Source organism: Bifidobacterium sp. B4079, from assembly GCF_026537385.1.
GTDB classification, from domain to species: Bacteria; Actinomycetota; Actinomycetes; order Actinomycetales; family Bifidobacteriaceae; genus Bombiscardovia; species Bombiscardovia asteroides_I.
The window spans coordinates 836664-853616 of record NZ_JAFNMH010000001.1 but is presented as its reverse complement, the minus strand read 5'-3'; the positions used below and the strand labels follow the sequence as shown (position 1 = coordinate 853616).

At 62.9% G+C, this 16953-nt stretch carries 15 protein-coding genes; 13 read left to right on the top strand and 2 right to left on the bottom strand.

Translation table 11 applies throughout. The features are described from left to right. The first annotated feature begins 40 nt into the window (after nucleotides 1-40). Both J3T95_RS03615 and J3T95_RS03610 read left to right on the top strand, forming a co-directional pair. A complete protein-coding gene (locus J3T95_RS03615; RefSeq protein ID WP_220237052.1) occupies nucleotides 41-1003 on the top strand; it encodes an L-lactate dehydrogenase in 963 nt (320 codons plus the stop codon). 70 nt (nucleotides 1004-1073) lie between these two features. Beyond that, nucleotides 1074-2003, top strand: a complete 930-nt coding sequence (locus tag J3T95_RS03610; RefSeq protein WP_267450406.1) for a cation diffusion facilitator family transporter — start codon at nucleotides 1074-1076, stop codon at nucleotides 2001-2003. 3 nt (nucleotides 2004-2006) lie between these two features. Here the strand turns inward: J3T95_RS03610 and lexA are convergent, their stop codons facing one another. Then, nucleotides 2007-2657: a transcriptional repressor LexA gene (gene lexA, locus J3T95_RS03605; RefSeq protein ID WP_220237374.1), complete on the bottom strand. Its 651-nt coding sequence runs from the start codon at nucleotides 2655-2657 to the stop codon at nucleotides 2007-2009. Between the two features lie 436 nt (nucleotides 2658-3093). On the opposite strand from lexA, the gene J3T95_RS03600 reads away from it, so the two are divergent. Then, on the top strand, nucleotides 3094-3375 hold the full coding sequence (locus tag J3T95_RS03600; protein ID WP_267450405.1) for a LysM peptidoglycan-binding domain-containing protein: 282 nt from the start codon (nucleotides 3094-3096) through the stop codon (nucleotides 3373-3375). A gap of 157 nt (nucleotides 3376-3532) precedes the next feature. Next, nucleotides 3533-4015: a transcriptional regulator NrdR gene (gene nrdR / locus J3T95_RS03595; RefSeq protein WP_267450404.1), complete on the top strand. Its 483-nt coding sequence runs from the start codon at nucleotides 3533-3535 to the stop codon at nucleotides 4013-4015. Nucleotides 4016-4160: 145 nt separating this feature from the next. On the opposite strand, the gene J3T95_RS03590 is transcribed toward nrdR, so the two are convergent. After that, a complete protein-coding gene (locus tag J3T95_RS03590) occupies nucleotides 4161-6395 on the bottom strand; it encodes a HelD family protein (RefSeq protein WP_267450403.1) in 2235 nt (744 codons plus the stop codon). 277 nt (nucleotides 6396-6672) lie between these two features. On the opposite strand from J3T95_RS03590, the gene mraZ reads away from it, so the two are divergent. The 9 genes from mraZ (at nucleotide 6673) to J3T95_RS03545 (ending at nucleotide 16894) form a co-directional block, all read left to right on the top strand. Then, nucleotides 6673-7155, top strand: coding sequence for a division/cell wall cluster transcriptional repressor MraZ (mraZ, locus tag J3T95_RS03585; protein WP_220237057.1), 483 nt, complete (start codon nucleotides 6673-6675; stop codon nucleotides 7153-7155). A gap of 11 nt (nucleotides 7156-7166) precedes the next feature. Further along, nucleotides 7167-8258 carry a 16S rRNA (cytosine(1402)-N(4))-methyltransferase RsmH gene (gene rsmH / locus J3T95_RS03580; protein ID WP_396019996.1) on the top strand — a complete coding sequence of 364 codons (1092 nt, stop codon included), beginning with the start codon at nucleotides 7167-7169 and terminating at the stop codon, nucleotides 8256-8258. Further along, entirely contained in the window at nucleotides 8255-8746 is a 492-nt protein-coding gene (locus J3T95_RS03575; protein ID WP_220237058.1) for a hypothetical protein, read from the top strand. The genes rsmH and J3T95_RS03575 overlap by 4 nt, the downstream gene beginning before the upstream one ends. Beyond that, complete coding sequence (locus J3T95_RS03570; protein WP_220237059.1) at nucleotides 8743-10524, top strand: peptidoglycan D,D-transpeptidase FtsI family protein; 1782 nt, start codon at nucleotides 8743-8745, stop codon at nucleotides 10522-10524. Before J3T95_RS03575 ends, J3T95_RS03570 begins: the two co-directional genes overlap by 4 nt. 46 nt (nucleotides 10525-10570) lie before the next feature. Continuing rightward, entirely contained in the window at nucleotides 10571-11452 is an 882-nt protein-coding gene (locus J3T95_RS03565; protein WP_220237060.1) for a UDP-N-acetylmuramyl peptide synthase, read from the top strand. 9 nt (nucleotides 11453-11461) lie between these two features. After that, the gene (locus tag J3T95_RS03560; protein WP_267450402.1) at nucleotides 11462-12988 is read left to right on the top strand and encodes a UDP-N-acetylmuramoyl-tripeptide--D-alanyl-D-alanine ligase; all 1527 of its coding nucleotides are present in this window, start codon (nucleotides 11462-11464) and stop codon (nucleotides 12986-12988) included. Between the two features lie 74 nt (nucleotides 12989-13062). Beyond that, nucleotides 13063-14166 (top strand): phospho-N-acetylmuramoyl-pentapeptide-transferase, encoded by a 1104-nt coding sequence (gene mraY / locus J3T95_RS03555; protein ID WP_029677929.1) that lies wholly within the window; start codon nucleotides 13063-13065, stop codon nucleotides 14164-14166. 81 nt (nucleotides 14167-14247) lie between these two features. Then, entirely contained in the window at nucleotides 14248-15687 is a 1440-nt protein-coding gene (murD, locus tag J3T95_RS03550; protein ID WP_267450401.1) for a UDP-N-acetylmuramoyl-L-alanine--D-glutamate ligase, read from the top strand. After that, nucleotides 15671-16894, top strand: a complete 1224-nt coding sequence (locus J3T95_RS03545) for a peptidoglycan glycosyltransferase FtsW (RefSeq protein ID WP_220237064.1) — start codon at nucleotides 15671-15673, stop codon at nucleotides 16892-16894. The genes murD and J3T95_RS03545 overlap by 17 nt, the downstream gene beginning before the upstream one ends. The last annotated feature ends 59 nt before the right edge of the window (nucleotides 16895-16953 follow it).

Here is a 16953-nt window from a genome sequence, read left to right as displayed (position 1 = left end):
ACCCGTTTCCCGGGTTCCGATAAGAGAGGTCCATAAAACAATGGCGGAATCATCAATCAAGCCAACCAAGCTAGCGATCGTAGGAGCCGGAGCCGTGGGGTCGACCTTGGCCTTCTCGGCAGCCCAGCGAGGCGTGGCTCGAGAGATCGTTCTCGAGGATATCAACGCCCAGCGGGTTGAGGCTGAGGTCCGCGACATGCAGCACGGATCCAGCTTCTATCCCACGGTCACCATTGACGGCTCGGACGATCCGCAGATCTGCGCCGACGCCGACATGGTGGTCATCACTGCCGGAGCCAGGCAGAAGCCTGGGCAGTCTCGGCTTGACCTGGCCGGTGCCACCATCAACATGATGAAGTCCATCATCCCTCAGATGGTCGAGGTGGCTCCTAACGCCATCTTCCTGCTGATCACCAACCCCGTCGACATCGTCACCAGGGTCTCCCTGGAGCTGTCCGGGCTGCCTGTCAACCAGATGTTCGGTTCGGGCACTAACCTGGACTCCGCCCGCCTGCGCTACCTGATCGGCCAGCAGACCGGGGTTAACGTAAAGAACGTCCATGCCTACATCGCTGGCGAGCATGGCGACTCCGAGGTTCCGCTCTGGAGCTCGGCCACCATCGGCGGGGTTCCCATGTGCGACTGGATGGAGTTGCCAGGCCATGAGCCTCTGGACGCGGCCAAGCGCGAGGAGATCCACCAGGAGGTGAAGAACGCCGCCTACCAGATTATCGAGGGCAAGGGGGCGACCAACTTCGCCATCGCCATGTCCGGCGTGGACATCATCGAGTCCATTCTGAACGGCACTGACCGGATCCTGCCGGTCAGCTCCCTGCTGGAGGATTTCCACGGGATCTCTGACGTGTGCATGTCGGTGCCCAGCGTGCTCAACCGAGACGGGGTCAACACCCACATCAACACCCCACTGAGCGACGGCGAGCTGGCCGCTCTGAAGCGTTCCGCCGAGACCCTCAAGGAGACGGCAAGCAAGTTCGGCTTCTGAGTATTTCACGGAAACTCTTGTCTTGTGACCCCTGGTGGCATACTTTGGTGTCTGATGAATCGGGGTATGCATGAGCGCTCATGAAGGTGTTGTCCAGGGCGGCGGGTCCGCCCATCGTCGAGAGTTGCTGACGACCTTGGCGCTGACGGGATCGGTCTTCGTGGCTGAAGTCGTCGGCGCCTTGGTCACCCGCAGCCTGGCCTTGCTGGTCGACGCCGGGCACATGATGACCGACATGGCCGTGCTGATCGCCTCCACCGTCACTGCAGTGTTGATGGAGCGCCGCCCCACAAACCGGCGGACCTGGGGATGGTCCCGTCTGGAGGTCATCACAGCGGCTGGCGGTGCTCTGGTCCTTTTGGCTGTGGGCATCTACGCCATTGTGGAGGCTGTCTTGCGGCTCTGGTCGCCTGGGCGGGACCAAGTCCATCAGCAGGGGCTGCTGCTCTTTTTCGGTATTTTGGGCCTGGCTGCCAATGTGGGGTCCATCCTGGTCCTGGCTTCCGGGCACAAGGACAACCTGAACATGCGTGCCGCCTTTCTCGAAGTGGTCAACGATGCATTGGGCTCGGTGGCGGTTCTGATATCAGCTGTGGTCATGATGGCCACCGGTTGGGCTGGATTCGATGCCGTAGCGGGAGGCCTAATCGCTCTGCTGATGATTCCCCGCGCAATCAAGCTCCTGGCCAGCAGCGTCTCTGTCCTTCTTGAGGAAACCCCGCCGGAGCTCGACATGGCCAAGGTCAGAAAGCACCTGGAGGACGTGCCTGGCGTGCTTGAGGTTCATGACCTGCATGCCAACAGCGTTTCCACCGGTCTGCCGCAGCTGACGGCGCATGTGATTGTGCGTCAGGGCACCTCGGCAGTCGAAAACGAACGTATTCTAACCAGCATGCAACGCTGCCTGCGCGACCATTTCCCGGTCTCGGTCGAGCATACGACCTTTCAGATAGAACCGCAGGGCCACCGGGACGACAGCGGCGAGCATTTGGACATGTAACCTTCAGACCTTGCGCAGAACGGTGACCACCTTGCCCATGATGACGGCGTGGGTGCCGTCAATGGGGGAGTAGCCCGGGTTGTGGGGAATCAGCCAAACGTGGCCCTCCTCGCGTCGGAAGGTCTTTACCGTGGCCCCATCGTCCAGCAGGGCCGCGACGATATCTCCGTTCTCGGCCTCCTGCTGGCGGCGGACGACCACGAAGTCCCCGTCGCAGATGGCGGCGTCAACCATGGAATCCCCATGGACCTCAAGCATGAAGAGCTCGCCGGATCCGGTCAGACGTTGGGGCAGACGCATGACATCGTCCACATGCTGCTCGGCCAGAATGGGCTGGCCGGCGGCGATTCTGCCGACCAGGGGCACGTCGCGCGACTGCATGATGGCCTCGTCGGTCTGTGTGTCGGGGAAAGGCACGATCCTGGCAGTTCCTGCTGTCGGCTCAGGGCGGTCCTGGACCAGCTCTATAGCGCGTCCCTTGTTGGCAGTCAGGCGAATGTAGCCCAGATCCTGCAGGACCTGAAGCTGGTGCTTGACGGAAGAAGTGCTACGCAATCCTGCGTCTTTGCCGATTTCCCTGTAGGAGGGCAGGAAACCACGCTCTGACAGGTGCCGCTTGATAGCTTCCAGCACCCTGGCCTGGCGATCGGTCAGCTTGGGCCGGGGTCCCTGGTTCGCGTTTTCGGTGCTGGCGGAAGTTTCAGCGGTTTCCTGAGAGCAGGCGCTGTTAGCAGCAGCGGACTGGTTGAGGGAGCTCGTAGCCGTGGACCCGGTAAAGGGGATTGTACTCACGATGGGCTCCTTTCCTTGGAAACTGAACTCAGTCTATCCTGCCTGAAGTGAAAAATCAAACAAATGTTCGAATCGGCCTTGCCAAAAAGCCGTCGCGGTGTCAGAATGAGAACATCTGTTCGATAGAACAAATGTTCGAAAGAGGTGTGCCGTGGTTGTTCGTGCCTGTGCCGGTTCCCGCATATCTATGCCGTTGAACCTGCCCTCGGCCTGCCGGACGTATGCCAGTCCCCTGTTCTCGTCCGTCATGCTTCGCCTTCGCCGAGCTGCCAAAGCCTGTGTGTCCGAGCAGGGTTTTGTGAGTGCCAACGTGCGAAGATTCGCGGTTTTTCTTGCAGTCGCGGCTCTGACCCTGGCTGGGTTTGGATGGACGGCTCGACCGGCCAGCTCCGCTCCAGGGCCGCAGGAGGTCATCACAAGAACAGTTCGTCCGGGAGATAGTGTCTGGTCCTATGCGGCCTCCATCACCCCGCAAGGTGAGGATGTCACTAAGAACGTTGACCGTATCATGCAGATCAACAAGATGTCCTCGCCCAACCTGCGCGTTGGTGACCGAATTCTGATTCCCAGCGACGATTGAGGCAGGCATTTCTGATCCAGAGAATTAACAACGAGGCTTCAATGACTTGCTGCATGGATGAAGGTAGTGGCTGAATTCAAGGAGTATGTCCAGGAATATAAGCTGATAGGCCTGGTACACGTGGGTCTTGAGGTTCTTTGGCGCTATGATATTACATATGCATTGTCCTTTCTGCCAGAATCCCGATACCAAGGTTGTGGATACGCGAATCAGCGACGACGGCCATGCCATCAGACGCCGTCGTGAGTGCCCGCAATGCTCGCGTCGGTTCACCACGGTGGAGACCTCGATTCTCCTGGTCATGAAACGCTCGGGCAATGCCGAGCCCTTTAACCGCGACAAGGTCATCTCTGGCGTGAGGAAGGCCTGCCAGGGCAGGCCCATCGATGAGAATGACCTGAAGCTCCTGGGCCAGCAGGTCGAAGAGGATCTACGCTCACGCGGCCTGGCTCAGGTGGATTCGGAAGAGGTCGGCAGAGCCATCCTGAAGCCTCTCAGGGAATTGGACGAGGTGGCCTATCTGCGCTTCGCCTCGGTCTATCGCAACTTCGGCAACCTGGAGGACTTCCAGCAGGCCATCGATACCCTGCGCGCCGAAGACCGGTCAGCTGCAGAGCAGTCTGGGAATGCACAGTCCTGAAATCAGCTATGCTGGCCCATTCCATTCTGACTGCAGGAAGCCATACTGCCACAGGCCTGCAGCATCCGTCACTGTGTGACGGGGCTGGCCTGTGACCGGAGGTGAACGGGGCGCCAGGCACGATATGGACATGGCACCACGGAACTCATCCCAGGTCCAGCAACCTCTGATCCTCGGATGTCTGGGCGATGACCAGCTCCTGGGTCGGGCGTGTCATAGCCACGTAAAGGTCGGCTGCCGCGCTCAGCCTGGAGGGGGCTTCATCCTGAATGGCTCCAGGCTCAACCAGAACCACGGCGTCGAATTCCAGACCCTTGGTGTGGCCGGTGGCCGTGACCGTGATCTGACGCTCCTGAGCCTCATCAATACGCAGCCGTGAGCTGACCTCGGCTTCCAGGGCGCTGGGAACGATGATGGCCAGGCGTCCGGTACCGTCTTTGCCCAGATGACGTTCCGCCAATTGGCCTACCAAGTCAGGCAGCTGGTCCAGCAGGCTGGCCTGATCGTCAGCCCGCAGACGGCTGACCGATCCTTCCACCTCGCGCACGGCTTTGAGCGTGGAAACCTCAAGACCTTCGGAGGCAGCGAAGGAGGAGGCCAGGTTGGATACCTGACGAGGGTTGCGATAGTCGATGGTCAGCTGCCGCAGGTCCCATCCGTCCGGGCCGAAGAGCGTGTCCATAGTTGAGGCCCAGGACCTGGTGCCGCCCAGTGCCGCCGTCTGGGCCACATCCCCAACGATGGTGAAGGACCGGGATGGGCAACGTCGGACCAGCATCCTCCAGTCCATGGCCGTCAGCTCTTGGGCCTCGTCGACCACAATGTGCCCGTAGACCCATTCACGGTCGGCGGCCGCCTGAGTGGCTGCCTGGTTTTCGTCCTCGCCATTGATGGAATCCAGCAGCATCTGCGAGGTCACGATGCCTGTGCCGATGCCGTTCTGGGCCAAGGTGTCGCTGGCAAACCGGTTTTCCTCGTCGCGGCGGGCCTTTTCAGCCTGGTCACGATCCGCCTGGCGGGGGTCGGGGCCCAGAAGCTCCATGGCCTCATCTAGGACGGGGATGTCGGATACGGTCAGTTCGGCGCCGTTTTGGCGGGTCAGCAGGTCAATCTGCTCTGGAGTCAACCATGGTGCGAACCGGCGGAGACGGTCCGGCCTGGACCAGAGATCGTTGACCAGCCAGCGGGGGTTCATAGGTAGCCAGGCCAGATTGAGGGTTCGCCGCACCTGGTCGTTCAGCCGGAGCAGGGAGGTGACCCGGGCAAGTTCCTCGGCTCCGGGCTGATAGTCCACTCCCTCGGCGTAACGGGCGGTCATGGCGTTCAGGGCCGAGCGCACGAAGGTGTTCCTGGCCTTGTTGTGGGGCTGGTGGCTGCGTCGGGCATCGACCAAAGCCCGTTCCAGGTCGACCGCCAGCATGGGGACTGCCACCCCATCCACCTTGACTGTGGGCAGGAAGGCAGGTACTCGCTCCCGGGATGCGACGGCGTTGGCTACGGCCTCGGCCATGCGGATGTCCCCCTTGAGCCGGGCCACGTGCGGGTCCTCCTGGCGTTCAGTGCTGATGCCGGGGATGAGGTCGCCCATGGTTCGGCTGAGTACTCCGGTCTCGCCCAGGGAGGGCAGGACCTGGTCGATGTAGCGCAGAAAGGCGTTGCTGGGCCCGATGATCAGCACGCCCGAACTCTCCAGTCTGCGCCGGTGGGTGTAGAGCAGGTAGGCCGCCCGGTGCAGGGCCACGGCGGTCTTGCCGGTGCCTGGTCCTCCCTGGACCACCAACGGGCGCGTCATGGGGGAGCGGATGATCCGGTCCTGTTCTGCCTGGATGGTGGCCACGATGTCGGTCATCTGCCCGGTGCGGCGGCTGGACAGGGATGCCATGAGCGCACCTTCGCCAGCAAGAGTGCCGCCTTGGGCCGCCTTGTCTACCTCGGGGGCTGACAGGTCCAGAACCTCATCCTCGATGCCGGTGACCTGGCGGAAGTTGAGGGTGATGTGCCGACGCATGACGATGTCGCCGTGATCCGCCGGGGTCGCTTCGTAGAAGGGGCGTGCGGCCTCTGCCCGCCAGTCGGTCAGGATGGGCTCGTGGTTGCCGTCCAGCAGGCCCAGCCGTCCAATGTATCGCCGGCCGCCCTGGACAGTATCCAATCGGCCGAAGACCAAGCGGTCCTCAACGGCCCGCAGTTGGGTGAGCCGATCCTCGTACATGTTGGCGAAGGAATCCCGCTCGGTTCGCTGGGTAGGGGATCCGTGGGAGCCGGCGGCCCGGACCGCGTCCAGTCTGGTTCTGGCCTGTGCCCGCAGCTCGTCCAGACGGCTGTAGGCCCTGTCCACCGCCGTCTGCTCTTCATGCAGCTGTGAGGAATAGCTCGACATGTGCGTCCATTCTGTCCAATGTTCAAAAATCGGATGATCCAATATACCGCTCGAACTCTACTTTCCCGGCCCGGCGGACCCTTGGCCGCGCCCTCTTTGCCAAGTGGCGAAACGCCGGGGCGGACCCTTCGGCGGGGCGAATGATTGGGTTTGGGCATGGATTGGTGTCAAGGTGGTGAGCAATGGGGGTAAGTGGGGTAAAGTGGGGAGCATTGCGTAGGGGACGCTACCCGATGGGGTCGTCCCACGGTTACCAGACTGGCATTGGAGGTGGGGCATGGCCAATATGCACGACGCTGATGCCGCTTCGCCTCCCCTGCCGCCCATGCTTTTGGGCACCTACACACCCAAGATGGATTCCAAGGGCCGCCTGGCTTTACCTGCCAAGTTCCGCGCCCAGCTGGGTCAGGGCCTGGTCATGGCCCGCGGCCAGGAACGCTGCGTCAGTCTGCTGCCCACTGAGGAATTTCGGAGGATGGCCGTGCGCATTCAGCACACCTCCATGGGCGACAAGTCGGCCAGGGACTACCTGCGCGTATTTCTGTCCGGCGCCGTCGACCAGGTTCCCGACAAGCAGGGCCGCATCCTGGTCCCGCCTATGCTGCGCTCTTATGCACGGTTGACCGGCCCGGTCGCGGTCATCGGCGTTGGTACCCGTGCCGAGATCTGGGACCAGGATTCCTGGACTGCCTACTTGGAGAGCAAGGAGCAGGGCTACGCCGACATTGCCGACGATGTTCTTCCGGCGGTGGATTGCTGATGGAGGCCCTCATGGAAGATCGCAATCCTCCCGACCAGGAGGCCGTGGACAGGGGCATGGTCCATCGTCCCGTCCTGCTGGAGCGCTGCCTTGAGCTGGCCCGACCCGCCTTGGAGCACAAAGGGGCCGTGGCTGTAGATTGCACGCTGGGTCTGGCAGGGCATGCCACCGCCTTCCTTAAGGCTTGTCCTGAGGCCCGTCTTATCGGCATCGACAGGGATCGTCAGGCCCTGGAACTGGCCACTGGCCGGATGCGAGACGCGGGTCTGGCCGACCGCTTCACGCCGGTGTATGCCCCCTTTGACCAGCTGGACCAGCAGCTGGATGCCCTGGGCCTGGGCCAGGTGGACCTGGTCTTTATGGATCTGGGGCTGTCCTCCCTGCAGATCGACCAGCGCGATAGGGGCTTCACCTACCGGCAGGACGCTCCGCTGGACATGCGCATGGACACCAGCCAGGAGCTTACTGCCGCACAGGTCCTGGCCGAATACGACCAGGAACACTTGGCAGCCATCTTCTCCGCGTACGGAGAGGAGCGCTATGCAGGACGCATCGCTCGGGCCATCGTCGAGGCCAGGCAGGAGCAGCCGCTGACCACCTCGGCCCAGCTGGACCGTCTGGTCGACAGGGCAGTGCCGCGCGGTCACCGCCCCCCGGGCAATCCGGCCAAGAGGGTCTTCCAAGCCCTGCGCATCGAGGTCAACGGGGAGCTGGATCGTCTGAGGCGCACCCTGCCCCAGGCCATTCTTCGCTTGGCCCAGGGGGGTCGTTTGGTCGTGGAGTCTTACCATTCCCTGGAGGACCGCATGGTCAAGCGCTTCATGGCGCCAGGGCTGCACGTGGACCTGCCGGCGGGCATGCCGGTGGTGCCTGATCAGGCCCGCCCATATCTGTCGGATCTGACTCATGGGGCCATCAAGGCTGACGCGGCCGAGCGGGAACGCAATCCCAGGTCTGCCTCAGTGCGCCTGCGTGCCGTGGAGATGATTGGAGCCATCCCCGAGGAGCGTCGTCGTCGACTTCAATCCGAGGCCCGCGGCGAGGGCTCGGATGGTCGCCATCGCTGCGTGGGTCACGGTTCGGAATCGAGGCGCCGGTCATGACCATGCCAGCACGTTCAGTCCGTTCCAAGGCCTCTCCGGACAAGGGCCATCCTCGTATCCAGGAGATGCCCACCAGGCCTGAGCTCAGTCTGATCAAGGGCTCAGGCAAGCCGGGCAAGGACCGCCATCCCGAACGAGGTCCAGTGGCTGAAGGGGCTAGGCGTCTGATTGGCTGGACGCGCACCCGCGGCAATCCCCTGCTGCGGATCATGACCTCCGTGGTTTTTCTGGCTGCCTGTATGTTCGGCTCCCTGATGCTGCGCACCCAGATGGTCCAGGACTCCTTCGAGGCTACCCGAATCCAGCGTGAGATCAGCAATCTCAACCAGGACGTCCAGGATGACCAGAACAAGCTGGACCAGCTCCAGGCCTCCCTGCCGGACAAAGCCCAGCAGTTGGGCATGCAGCCCCAGCAGGGTCTGAACTCCATCGATCTGCAGGGCTATAAGCCTCCTCAGGATGCCCAGGGCAAGGCGGGGCATCAATGAGCGGCAAGGGAACCAAGCGCTCCTGGCGCCTGTCTTTCTGCAAACGTTCCTTGTCTGTGGGCCTGATTCTGATTTTGGTGGCCGCTCTGGCCCTGGGCAAGCTGGCCTACATACAGCTCTTCGACGGAAGGTCCATGGCCCAGGCTGCTGCGGCGGGTCGCACCGTGCCGCACACTATCAAGGCCCAGCGTGGCCGCATCCTGGATGTCAATGGCCGGGTGCTGGCCCAGAGCCTGGAGCGGTACAACATCATCGGCGACCCCGAGGCGGCCGCCTCCTTCATACCCATCAACTGCACCAAGCGCACAGGCAACGACTGCCACAGCATCAAGGGCCACCCGGTGGGCGCCGACGGTGCTGCTGGCGTGGCACGCCTACTGGCACCGGCCCTGGGGATGAACGCCATGGAGCTGGGTGGCAAGCTCAGCGTCCCTGGACGGTACGTGTTGCTGGCCAAGCGTGTGACCCCCGAGGTCAAGCGTTCCATTGACAAGTTGGGGCTGCAGGGGATCATTACGGCCGAACTGAGCAGCGAACGCACCTACCCGCACGCGGATCTGATGGGCGCCCTGATCGGGGGCATCGATGACAGCGGCAAGGGCGTGGCCGGAATCGAGCAGATGGAGAATTGGCGGCTGACCGGCACCGATGGCTATACGGTCTATCAGCAGGGGATGCTGGGCCAGGAGATTCCCGGAACCGTGACCCGTCAGCGCAATCCTGTCAACGGCAAGGACGTGAGATTGACCATTGACCAGGATGTGCTCTGGTACGTCCGCCAGGCCCTTAAGTCAGGCTGCCAGAACTATCATGCGGACTGGGCCCTGGCAGTGGTTCAGGACACCCACACCAACGAGATCCTGGCACTGGCCGACACCGACGACTACCAGGCGGGCAGCGACCAGGCCAAGGTCAACTCCTCCAGGGCTGTGGCGGAGACCTTCGAGCCCGGATCGGTCGGCAAGACCATCTCGGCGGCGGGCATGCTCCAGGAGCAGGCGCACTCCATGACCGACCGCTTTACCGTGCCCGACCACATCACCATCGACAACCAGCAGTACAAGGATTCCTTCAATCATGGGGAAGAGCATTGGACGTTGGCCGGCATTCTGCAGAATTCCTCCAACGTGGGCATGGTCATGGCCGGCCAGAAGTACCCGGACCAGAAGCGCTACGACTATCTGACTCGCTTCGGCATCGGCCATGTATCAGCCCTGGGGCTGCCGGGTGAGTCCAAGGGACTGCTGACCACGCCTCAGACCTGGGACCGCCGCACCCGCAACACGGTCCTGTTCGGCCAGGGCTATGCCACCAACGCCGTCCAGCTGACCAATGCCATCGCCACCCTGGCCAACAAGGGGGTCCGTTCCGACCAGACCATCATCCGCGGTCAGGGGGGCGTCAAAGCCAATCAGGTCAGGGTCGTGGACGAGAAAGTGGCCGCTGAGGTCATGAACGCGATGGAGTCAGTGTCAGAGAAATACGATAAGACGGTCAAGGTGGAAGGCTACAGGATAGCCGCCAAGACCGGCACCGCCGAGGTGGCCGACAGCTCCGGCAGACTGAGCGGCATCGTCAGCGATTGGGTGGGCATACTGCCCGCTGACGATCCCCGCTTTGTGATCACCGTGGTGCTGAAGAACCCCCACAGCAGTGCCGGGATTTTCGGCGGCGTCACCGCAGGTCCCATCTTCGCCCAGATCGGTGAATTCCTTATGCAGAAATACCAGGTCCCCACGTCCCAGCCCAGAACCGATGCTATCCCGGTAACATGGTGATACCGGCAGGCATCATGGCGTTCCCGGACGAAGGAGAGATTGCAGCATGAGTGCGCTGAGTGAATCAATCTCCCGACGGTTGACCCTGGGTCAGCTCAAGGGGCGCTACGGGCTGACCCTGGTCCCCGACTTCGCTGAGCCAGTTACAGTGACCTCACTGGTGGACGACCTGCCCTCAGTGCGGCCCGGCAGTCTGTACGTGCCTGCAGATCAGCAGGTGGACCAGGGCATGATCGAGGAGGCCGAGCGCCGAGGGGCATACGCAGCCCTGCTGCCGACTTCGGCCCGCCAAGAGTTGGGACGAGCCCATATACCCCTGCTCTTCGGCACCATGCACCCCTGGCAGATGGGCCAGCTGCTGGCCAATGCCGCCGGTGATCCTTCGGGAGCCCTGGCTGTCTTCGCCCTTGTCGGTTCCCAGGTGCAGGACCAGGTGGATCTCCTGGCCGATTTTCTGCATGTGCTGGGCAATCCCGTGGGCATTCTCAGCGCCAAGGGCTCATACTCACTGGACCGACGACTGGATCTGGAATACCCCCTGAGCATGTTTGATGTGCAGCGCAGTCTGTCTATCGCCCTGGAGGATGGGGCGGCCGCCGTGGTCATCTCAGTGGAGGAGCAGACCCTGGCCAGGGATGCCTTGCAGGCGGTGGATCTGGATGTGGTGGCCCTGGGCGCCCAGGAGGGCTCCACCCGCGATATGCGGCATGTGCGGCTGATCTCCAGGGCCCGCCGATACGGGTTCAACCTGGGCGGGCACACCATCGTGGCCCGACGCAACGAGGAATCAGACGGGCTGGCCCGCCAGTCTCTGCCCGCCGATGCACAGAGTGACGACCTGTCCCTGTGCATCGCCATGACCATGGCCGCCGGCGTCAAACGCAACAACATCAGGAGCGCACTGCGCGTCTCCCGCGAAATGTCCTGAGAGGTGAGGATGAGTCAGTCTGTAGGGGCCGGGTCCATGCCCATGACCCTGGAAGAGGTCGTCGAATATGTGCACGGTCGGTTGGTCGAGGCCGGTCCTGGTCGCGAATCCGACCGGCGGTCCGTACGCATGCGGGTGGTGACCGACTCCCGGCAGGCGGGGGCCGATGGACTCTTCGTGGCCATTAAGGGTGAGCACGCGGACGGTCATGATTATGTTCCCGGTCTGGGGGCCAAGGGCTGCCGCGCGGCTCTGATCGATCACCTGGTTCCGGGCGCTGACCTGCCTCAGATTCTCGTGGACGATACAGTCGCTGCCTTGGGACTGCTGGCGCGGGCCAATACGGACCTTCGGCGCAAGGCCCCAGGCCCCTTCACGGTCATCGGCATCACCGGCTCTGTCGGCAAGACCACGACCAAGGATCTGCTGGCCTCCCTGCTGACCCAGCTGGGCCCTGTGGTGGCCCCGGTCGGATCCTTCAACAATGAGATCGGCCTGCCTCTTACCGCCTTGGAGGTCGGTCCGGACACCCGCTACCTGGTGGCGGAGATGGGCGCCAGCCACGTGGGCGAGATAGCGAATCTGACCCGGATGGTTCCCCCGGATGTGGCCCTGGTCCTCAAGGTGGGAGTGGCCCACCTGGGCGAATTCGGCTCCGTGGAGCGTATCGCCCAGGCCAAGAGCGAGATTGTGCAAGGCCTGGTGCCGGGTGGGACCGCCGTGCTCAATGCAGACGATTCCCGGGTGGCTGCCATGGCTGATCTGGCCCCTGGGCCTGTGCTGCGGTTTGGTATGGCCGATCAAGGCGGCGGCCGGGACCGCGACCTGGACGGCTCGGCTCGTTATCTGGACAGTGACGGCCTGGACAGGCCGGCCTTCGAGCTGTGTCTGCGTGGCCAGCAGCCGGTTCGCCTGCGCCTGGGCATACCGGGACGGCACAACGTCATGAACGCCCTGGCTGCTGCCACGGCAGCCCACGCCCTGGGTCTGGACGCAGGACGCATCGCCGATGAGCTGGGCCGACAGCGCCGGATCAGTCCGCATCGGATGGCTCTATCGTCGGTCCGGCTGCCGGATGCCTCCTTCACCCTGATCGATGATTCCTTCAACGCCAATCCCGACTCTGTGCGGGCCGGTCTGGACGCCCTGGCCGCCTGGAGGGGATCCGATGGCCCGATCTATCGGATAGCCGTCCTAGGGGTCATGCTTGAGCTGGGAGCTCAAGGTGAACAGCTGCACCAGGAGATCGGTGCCTACTGCCGTCGTCAGGGCATTGATGCATTGGTCGCGGTGGGTTGCCGTGACCGGCAGATGGACAGTCTGGCCCAGGCCCTGGTCCGTGGTGCCGGCGGCCCATCCGATCCGAGCGAGGATCAGCCTGAGTCCATGCGGGTGCTCTTTGCCCAGGACGCTGACCAGGCCGACCAGATGGTCCGCCGCCTTTGCGCTAAGCATTGGGGCCAGCAGAATCTGGTTCTGCTCAAGGGCTCGCACATGTCCGGCCTGTCCGATTTGGCCGACCGGTGGCAGGGCTGAGCCATGAGTTCGCTGGCTTCCCCGCAGCGGGGTCTAATATTCAAGGACAGAATCCAAGAGTTGGAGTACACACTGTGATTGCCCTCATCATCGGAATCCTGGTCGCTTTGGTGGTGACGCTGGCGGGGACCCCCCTGCTGATACGCCTGGTCCACCGTCTGCACTACGGCCAGTACATCCGCCAGGACGGGCCCAAGTCCCACCTGGTCAAGCGTGGCACCCCGACCATGGGCGGGTTGGTCATCAACCTGGCTATTCTGCTGGGCTGGGCGGCCTCGGCGCTCTACCGCTACCTGTCGCGGGGGGAATCAGTGTCCCTGTCGGCCATGCTGGTTCTGTTCGCCATGCTGTCCATGGGTTTCCTGGGCTTCATAGACGACTTCGCCAAGGTGCGTAAAAAGCAGAACCTGGGCCTGTCGGTCAGAGCCAAGTTCATCGGCCAGTTCATTCTGGCCACCATATATGCGGTGCTGGCCCTGAAGCTGCCCACCAAGAACGGCTATCCCAGCGCTCAGGCTGGCATATCCTTCGTGGAGCAGCCCATCATCGACTTCCGAATGGCAGGCAGCGTCCTGTCTGTGGTGCTGTTCATCATCTGGGTTAATCTGCTGATGACGGCCTGGAGCAATGCCGTCAACCTGACTGACGGCTTGGATGGGCTGGCTTCGGGCTCCTCCATGATCGCCTTCGTGGGCTATACGGTCATCGCCTTCTGGGAGAGCTACCACTTGAAGGGCGGCGGCCATCCCGGCCATGCCTACGCGGTCTCCGACCCCCTGGATCTGGCCATCATCGCCTGCTGCGCCGCTGTGGCCTGTTTCGGCTTCCTCTGGTACAACACCAATCCAGCCTCCATCTTCATGGGCGATACCGGATCCCTGGCTCTGGGCGGGCTCTTCGCAGCCCTGTCCATCGCCACACACACCGAGCTCCTGGCGGTCATCCTGGGCGGGCTCTTCGTAGGAGAGGCAGCCTCCGATGTCATCCAGGTGGGCTACTTCAAGCTCACACATAAGCGTGTCTTCAAGATGGCGCCCATCCATCACCACTTCGAGCTGATGGGTTGGCAGGAATCCAAGGTGGTTGTCCGATTCTGGATGGTGGACCTGATTTTCGTCCTGCTGGCCCTGGTCTGCTTCTATGCAGACTGGGTGGTCCGCTCTGGGCTGCCCATCTGAGTGTGTCCATTCACGGTACCGGACTTCGGCAGCCGGTATCATGTGCCAAGCAGATGCCGGAGCTAGCGGAATGAGGTGTTCATGGATATGGACTTGAGCCAGAAGCGCGTACTGGTCGCTGGGCTGGGCATTTCCGGACGGAGCGTGGCCGCAGCCCTGCGAGGCCGGACGGCCGGGGTGACCACTGTAGACCAGCGTGCCCCACAGGCCGATCTTCATGACTTCGACCAGGTGGACTGGAGCCAGGTTGACCTGGTCATGGCTTCGCCAGTCTTCAATCCGCGTACTCCATTTATCCTTGAGGCCCAGCGTCGGGGCATTCCCGTGGTCAGCGAGGTGGAGATGGCTTGGATGCTACGGGTGCCCTCAGCCCGGACCGGCCGGCCAGCTCCCTGGATCGGGATCACCGGGACCAACGGCAAGACCTCGACCACTAGGCTGGTCGCCTCCATGATGCAGGCCAGCGGGTTTACGGCCCCTGCGGTGGGCAACATCGGCAAGGCCGTCTCCACAGCCGTCCTGGATCCTGATAATGACATACTCTGCGTGGAGCTGAGCTCCTTCCAGCTGCACTTCACCTTCTCGCCAGCCCTGGAGTGCGCGGCCATCACCAATCTGGCCGACGACCATCTGGACTGGCACGGGGGCTTCGAGGCCTATGCGGCAGACAAGGCGCGCATCTACCGGGGCGTGCGTAAGGCCCTGGTCTACAACGCTGATGACTCCCGGGTCTCTGACCTGGCCAGACAGGCGCGGCCAGCCCCCGGCTGCAGGCGGGTGGGCTTCACCCTGGGTCAGCCCGAGTCTGGGCAGCTGGGCGTGGAGGGCGGCTGGGTCGTGGACCGCAGCGGGTTGACCGGCCAGGACCTTGAGGAGGGCGTCAGGCTGGTCCGGATGGCCGATCTGAGGGACCTGTGCGAGCCTGACGGCACGGTCTACCCCCATCTGCTTGCTGATGCCCTCTGCGCCCTGGCTCTGGGCCTGGGGGCTGGGGCCCGTGTTGACGCGGCCATTGAGGCCATGTGTGCTTTCACGCCCGGCGACCACAGGATCAGCACCGTGGCCACCCTGGGTCAGGGTGCGCAGGCCATCCGCTTTGTAGACGATTCCAAGGCCACCAACGCCCACGCTGCGCAGGCTTCCCTGGCCAGCTACCATGACGGCCAGGTGGTCTGGCTGGCCGGCGGACTGGCCAAAGGCGCTCGCTTCGACGATCTGGTCCGGTCCCGCAAATCCAAGCTGGCCGCAGCCGTGATCATCGGCCAGGATCAGCAGCCCATGGTCCAGGCCATCAAGGACCAGGCGCCTGATCTTCCGATTACCTTGATCGACCCAGGTGCAGGCGACCAGGTCATGGCCCGGGCCGTTCGTGCGGCCGGATCCTATGCACAGCCCGGCCAGGTGGTTCTGCTAGCCCCCGCCTGCGCCTCCATGGATCAATTCGCCTCTTATGCCGACAGGGGCGACCAGTTCGCCCAGCAGGCAACACAATGGGTCCACGAGCATGAAGCGCGGTACTGATCCGCGCATGACTCCCTCCCGGGAGTCTGGCGGCAAGGGGGACTACCGGGGCTGGCGGGCTATACTCAATCCGCTCTGGTGCTACTACGGCTTTCTGGCCACGGTCGTCGCTACCACGGTCTTTGGCCTGATGATGGTCTTCTCCTCCTCGGCCGTGGATCTGGTGGCCCAGGGGAGCTCACCCTGGAGCCAGGTCATTCGCCAGAGCATATACGCAGTGTTCGGGCTCTTGCTGGCCTTTCTGGCTGTGAGGATCAGCATCGACCACTACAGGAGCTGGAGCACTTGGTTCCTGATCGCCAGCCAGAGCGTTCAGCTACTGACTCGTACGCCGCTGGGGCGTTCTGCCAACGGCAATGAGGGGTGGATCTCGGTGGGGGGCGTCTCCATGCAGCCGGCCGAGCTGCTCAAGCTGGCCCTGTGTCTGTGGTTGCCTCAGGCGCTGATTGAAGCCCAGCGGCAGGTCGGCGAGGATTCTGACTTGAAGAGCCTGGCCAAGGCCTATGCCAAGCCGGCCGCCGGTTTTATCGTCAGTTTCCTGCTGATCATGCTGGGCAAGGACCTGGGAACGGCCATGATCATCGTGATCATCGGTTTTGTGGCCTTCCTGGTCTCGGGCTTCCCCCTGCGTTGGCTGCTCAGCATGGCAGTTCTGGGGATGGCTGCAGTCATCGGTTTTTCGGTCTACGGCAACAGCAATCGTACCCAGCGGATCATGGCCGCCTATGGCAAGTGTTCGGCCGATGACATTCAGGGTGTCTGCTACCAGTCCATTCACGGGCTCTATGCCATGGCCTCGGGGGGGTTGACTGGGGTTGGGCTGGGCAACTCCAGGGAAAAGTGGAACTATCTGCCCGAGGCGCACAATGACTTCATCTTCGCCGTTATCGGCGAAGAGCTGGGCTTTGTAGGGGCGGCCATGCTTATTCTGGTCTTTGTTGTCATGGGCTGGTGCATGCTGAGAATCGCCCTGACCACCAGGGACCGGTATGCGGGCATGGTGCTGATCTGCCTGGATGTGTGGCTGGTGGGCCAAGCCCTGGTCAACATCTGCGTGGTCCTGGGCCTGCTGCCGGTCATCGGGCTACCCCTGCCCTTCGTATCGGCTGGAGGGACTGCCTTGATCTCCTGCCTGGCCTCGGCCGGGGTGGCTCTGAAGATGATTCGGACCCAGCCGGATGTGATGGCAGCCACGGACGGGTCCTGAGATGCGGAATCGACATGGCGGAGAGGAAGCGGATGCGCGGATGACGACGGCGAAGAGGA

Bases quoted from the DNA above. Each gene is read 5' to 3' on its own strand.
- J3T95_RS03615 (WP_220237052.1), top strand. From the start codon at position 41: ATGGCGGAATCATCAATCAAGCCAACCAAGCTAGCGATCGTAGGAGCC.
- J3T95_RS03610 (WP_267450406.1), top strand. From the start codon at position 1,074: ATGAGCGCTCATGAAGGTGTTGTCCAGGGCGGCGGGTCCGCCCATCGT.
- nrdR (WP_267450404.1), top strand. From the start codon at position 3,533: ATGCATTGTCCTTTCTGCCAGAATCCCGATACCAAGGTTGTGGATACG.
- J3T95_RS03590 (WP_267450403.1), bottom strand. From the start codon at position 6,395: ATGTCGAGCTATTCCTCACAGCTGCATGAAGAGCAGACGGCGGTGGAC.
- mraZ (WP_220237057.1), top strand. From the start codon at position 6,673: ATGGCCAATATGCACGACGCTGATGCCGCTTCGCCTCCCCTGCCGCCC.
- rsmH (WP_396019996.1), top strand. From the start codon at position 7,167: ATGGAAGATCGCAATCCTCCCGACCAGGAGGCCGTGGACAGGGGCATG.
- J3T95_RS03575 (WP_220237058.1), top strand. From the start codon at position 8,255: ATGACCATGCCAGCACGTTCAGTCCGTTCCAAGGCCTCTCCGGACAAG.
- J3T95_RS03570 (WP_220237059.1), top strand. From the start codon at position 8,743: ATGAGCGGCAAGGGAACCAAGCGCTCCTGGCGCCTGTCTTTCTGCAAA.
- J3T95_RS03565 (WP_220237060.1), top strand. From the start codon at position 10,571: ATGAGTGCGCTGAGTGAATCAATCTCCCGACGGTTGACCCTGGGTCAG.
- J3T95_RS03560 (WP_267450402.1), top strand. From the start codon at position 11,462: ATGAGTCAGTCTGTAGGGGCCGGGTCCATGCCCATGACCCTGGAAGAG.
- murD (WP_267450401.1), top strand. From the start codon at position 14,248: ATGGATATGGACTTGAGCCAGAAGCGCGTACTGGTCGCTGGGCTGGGC.
- J3T95_RS03545 (WP_220237064.1), top strand. From the start codon at position 15,671: ATGAAGCGCGGTACTGATCCGCGCATGACTCCCTCCCGGGAGTCTGGC.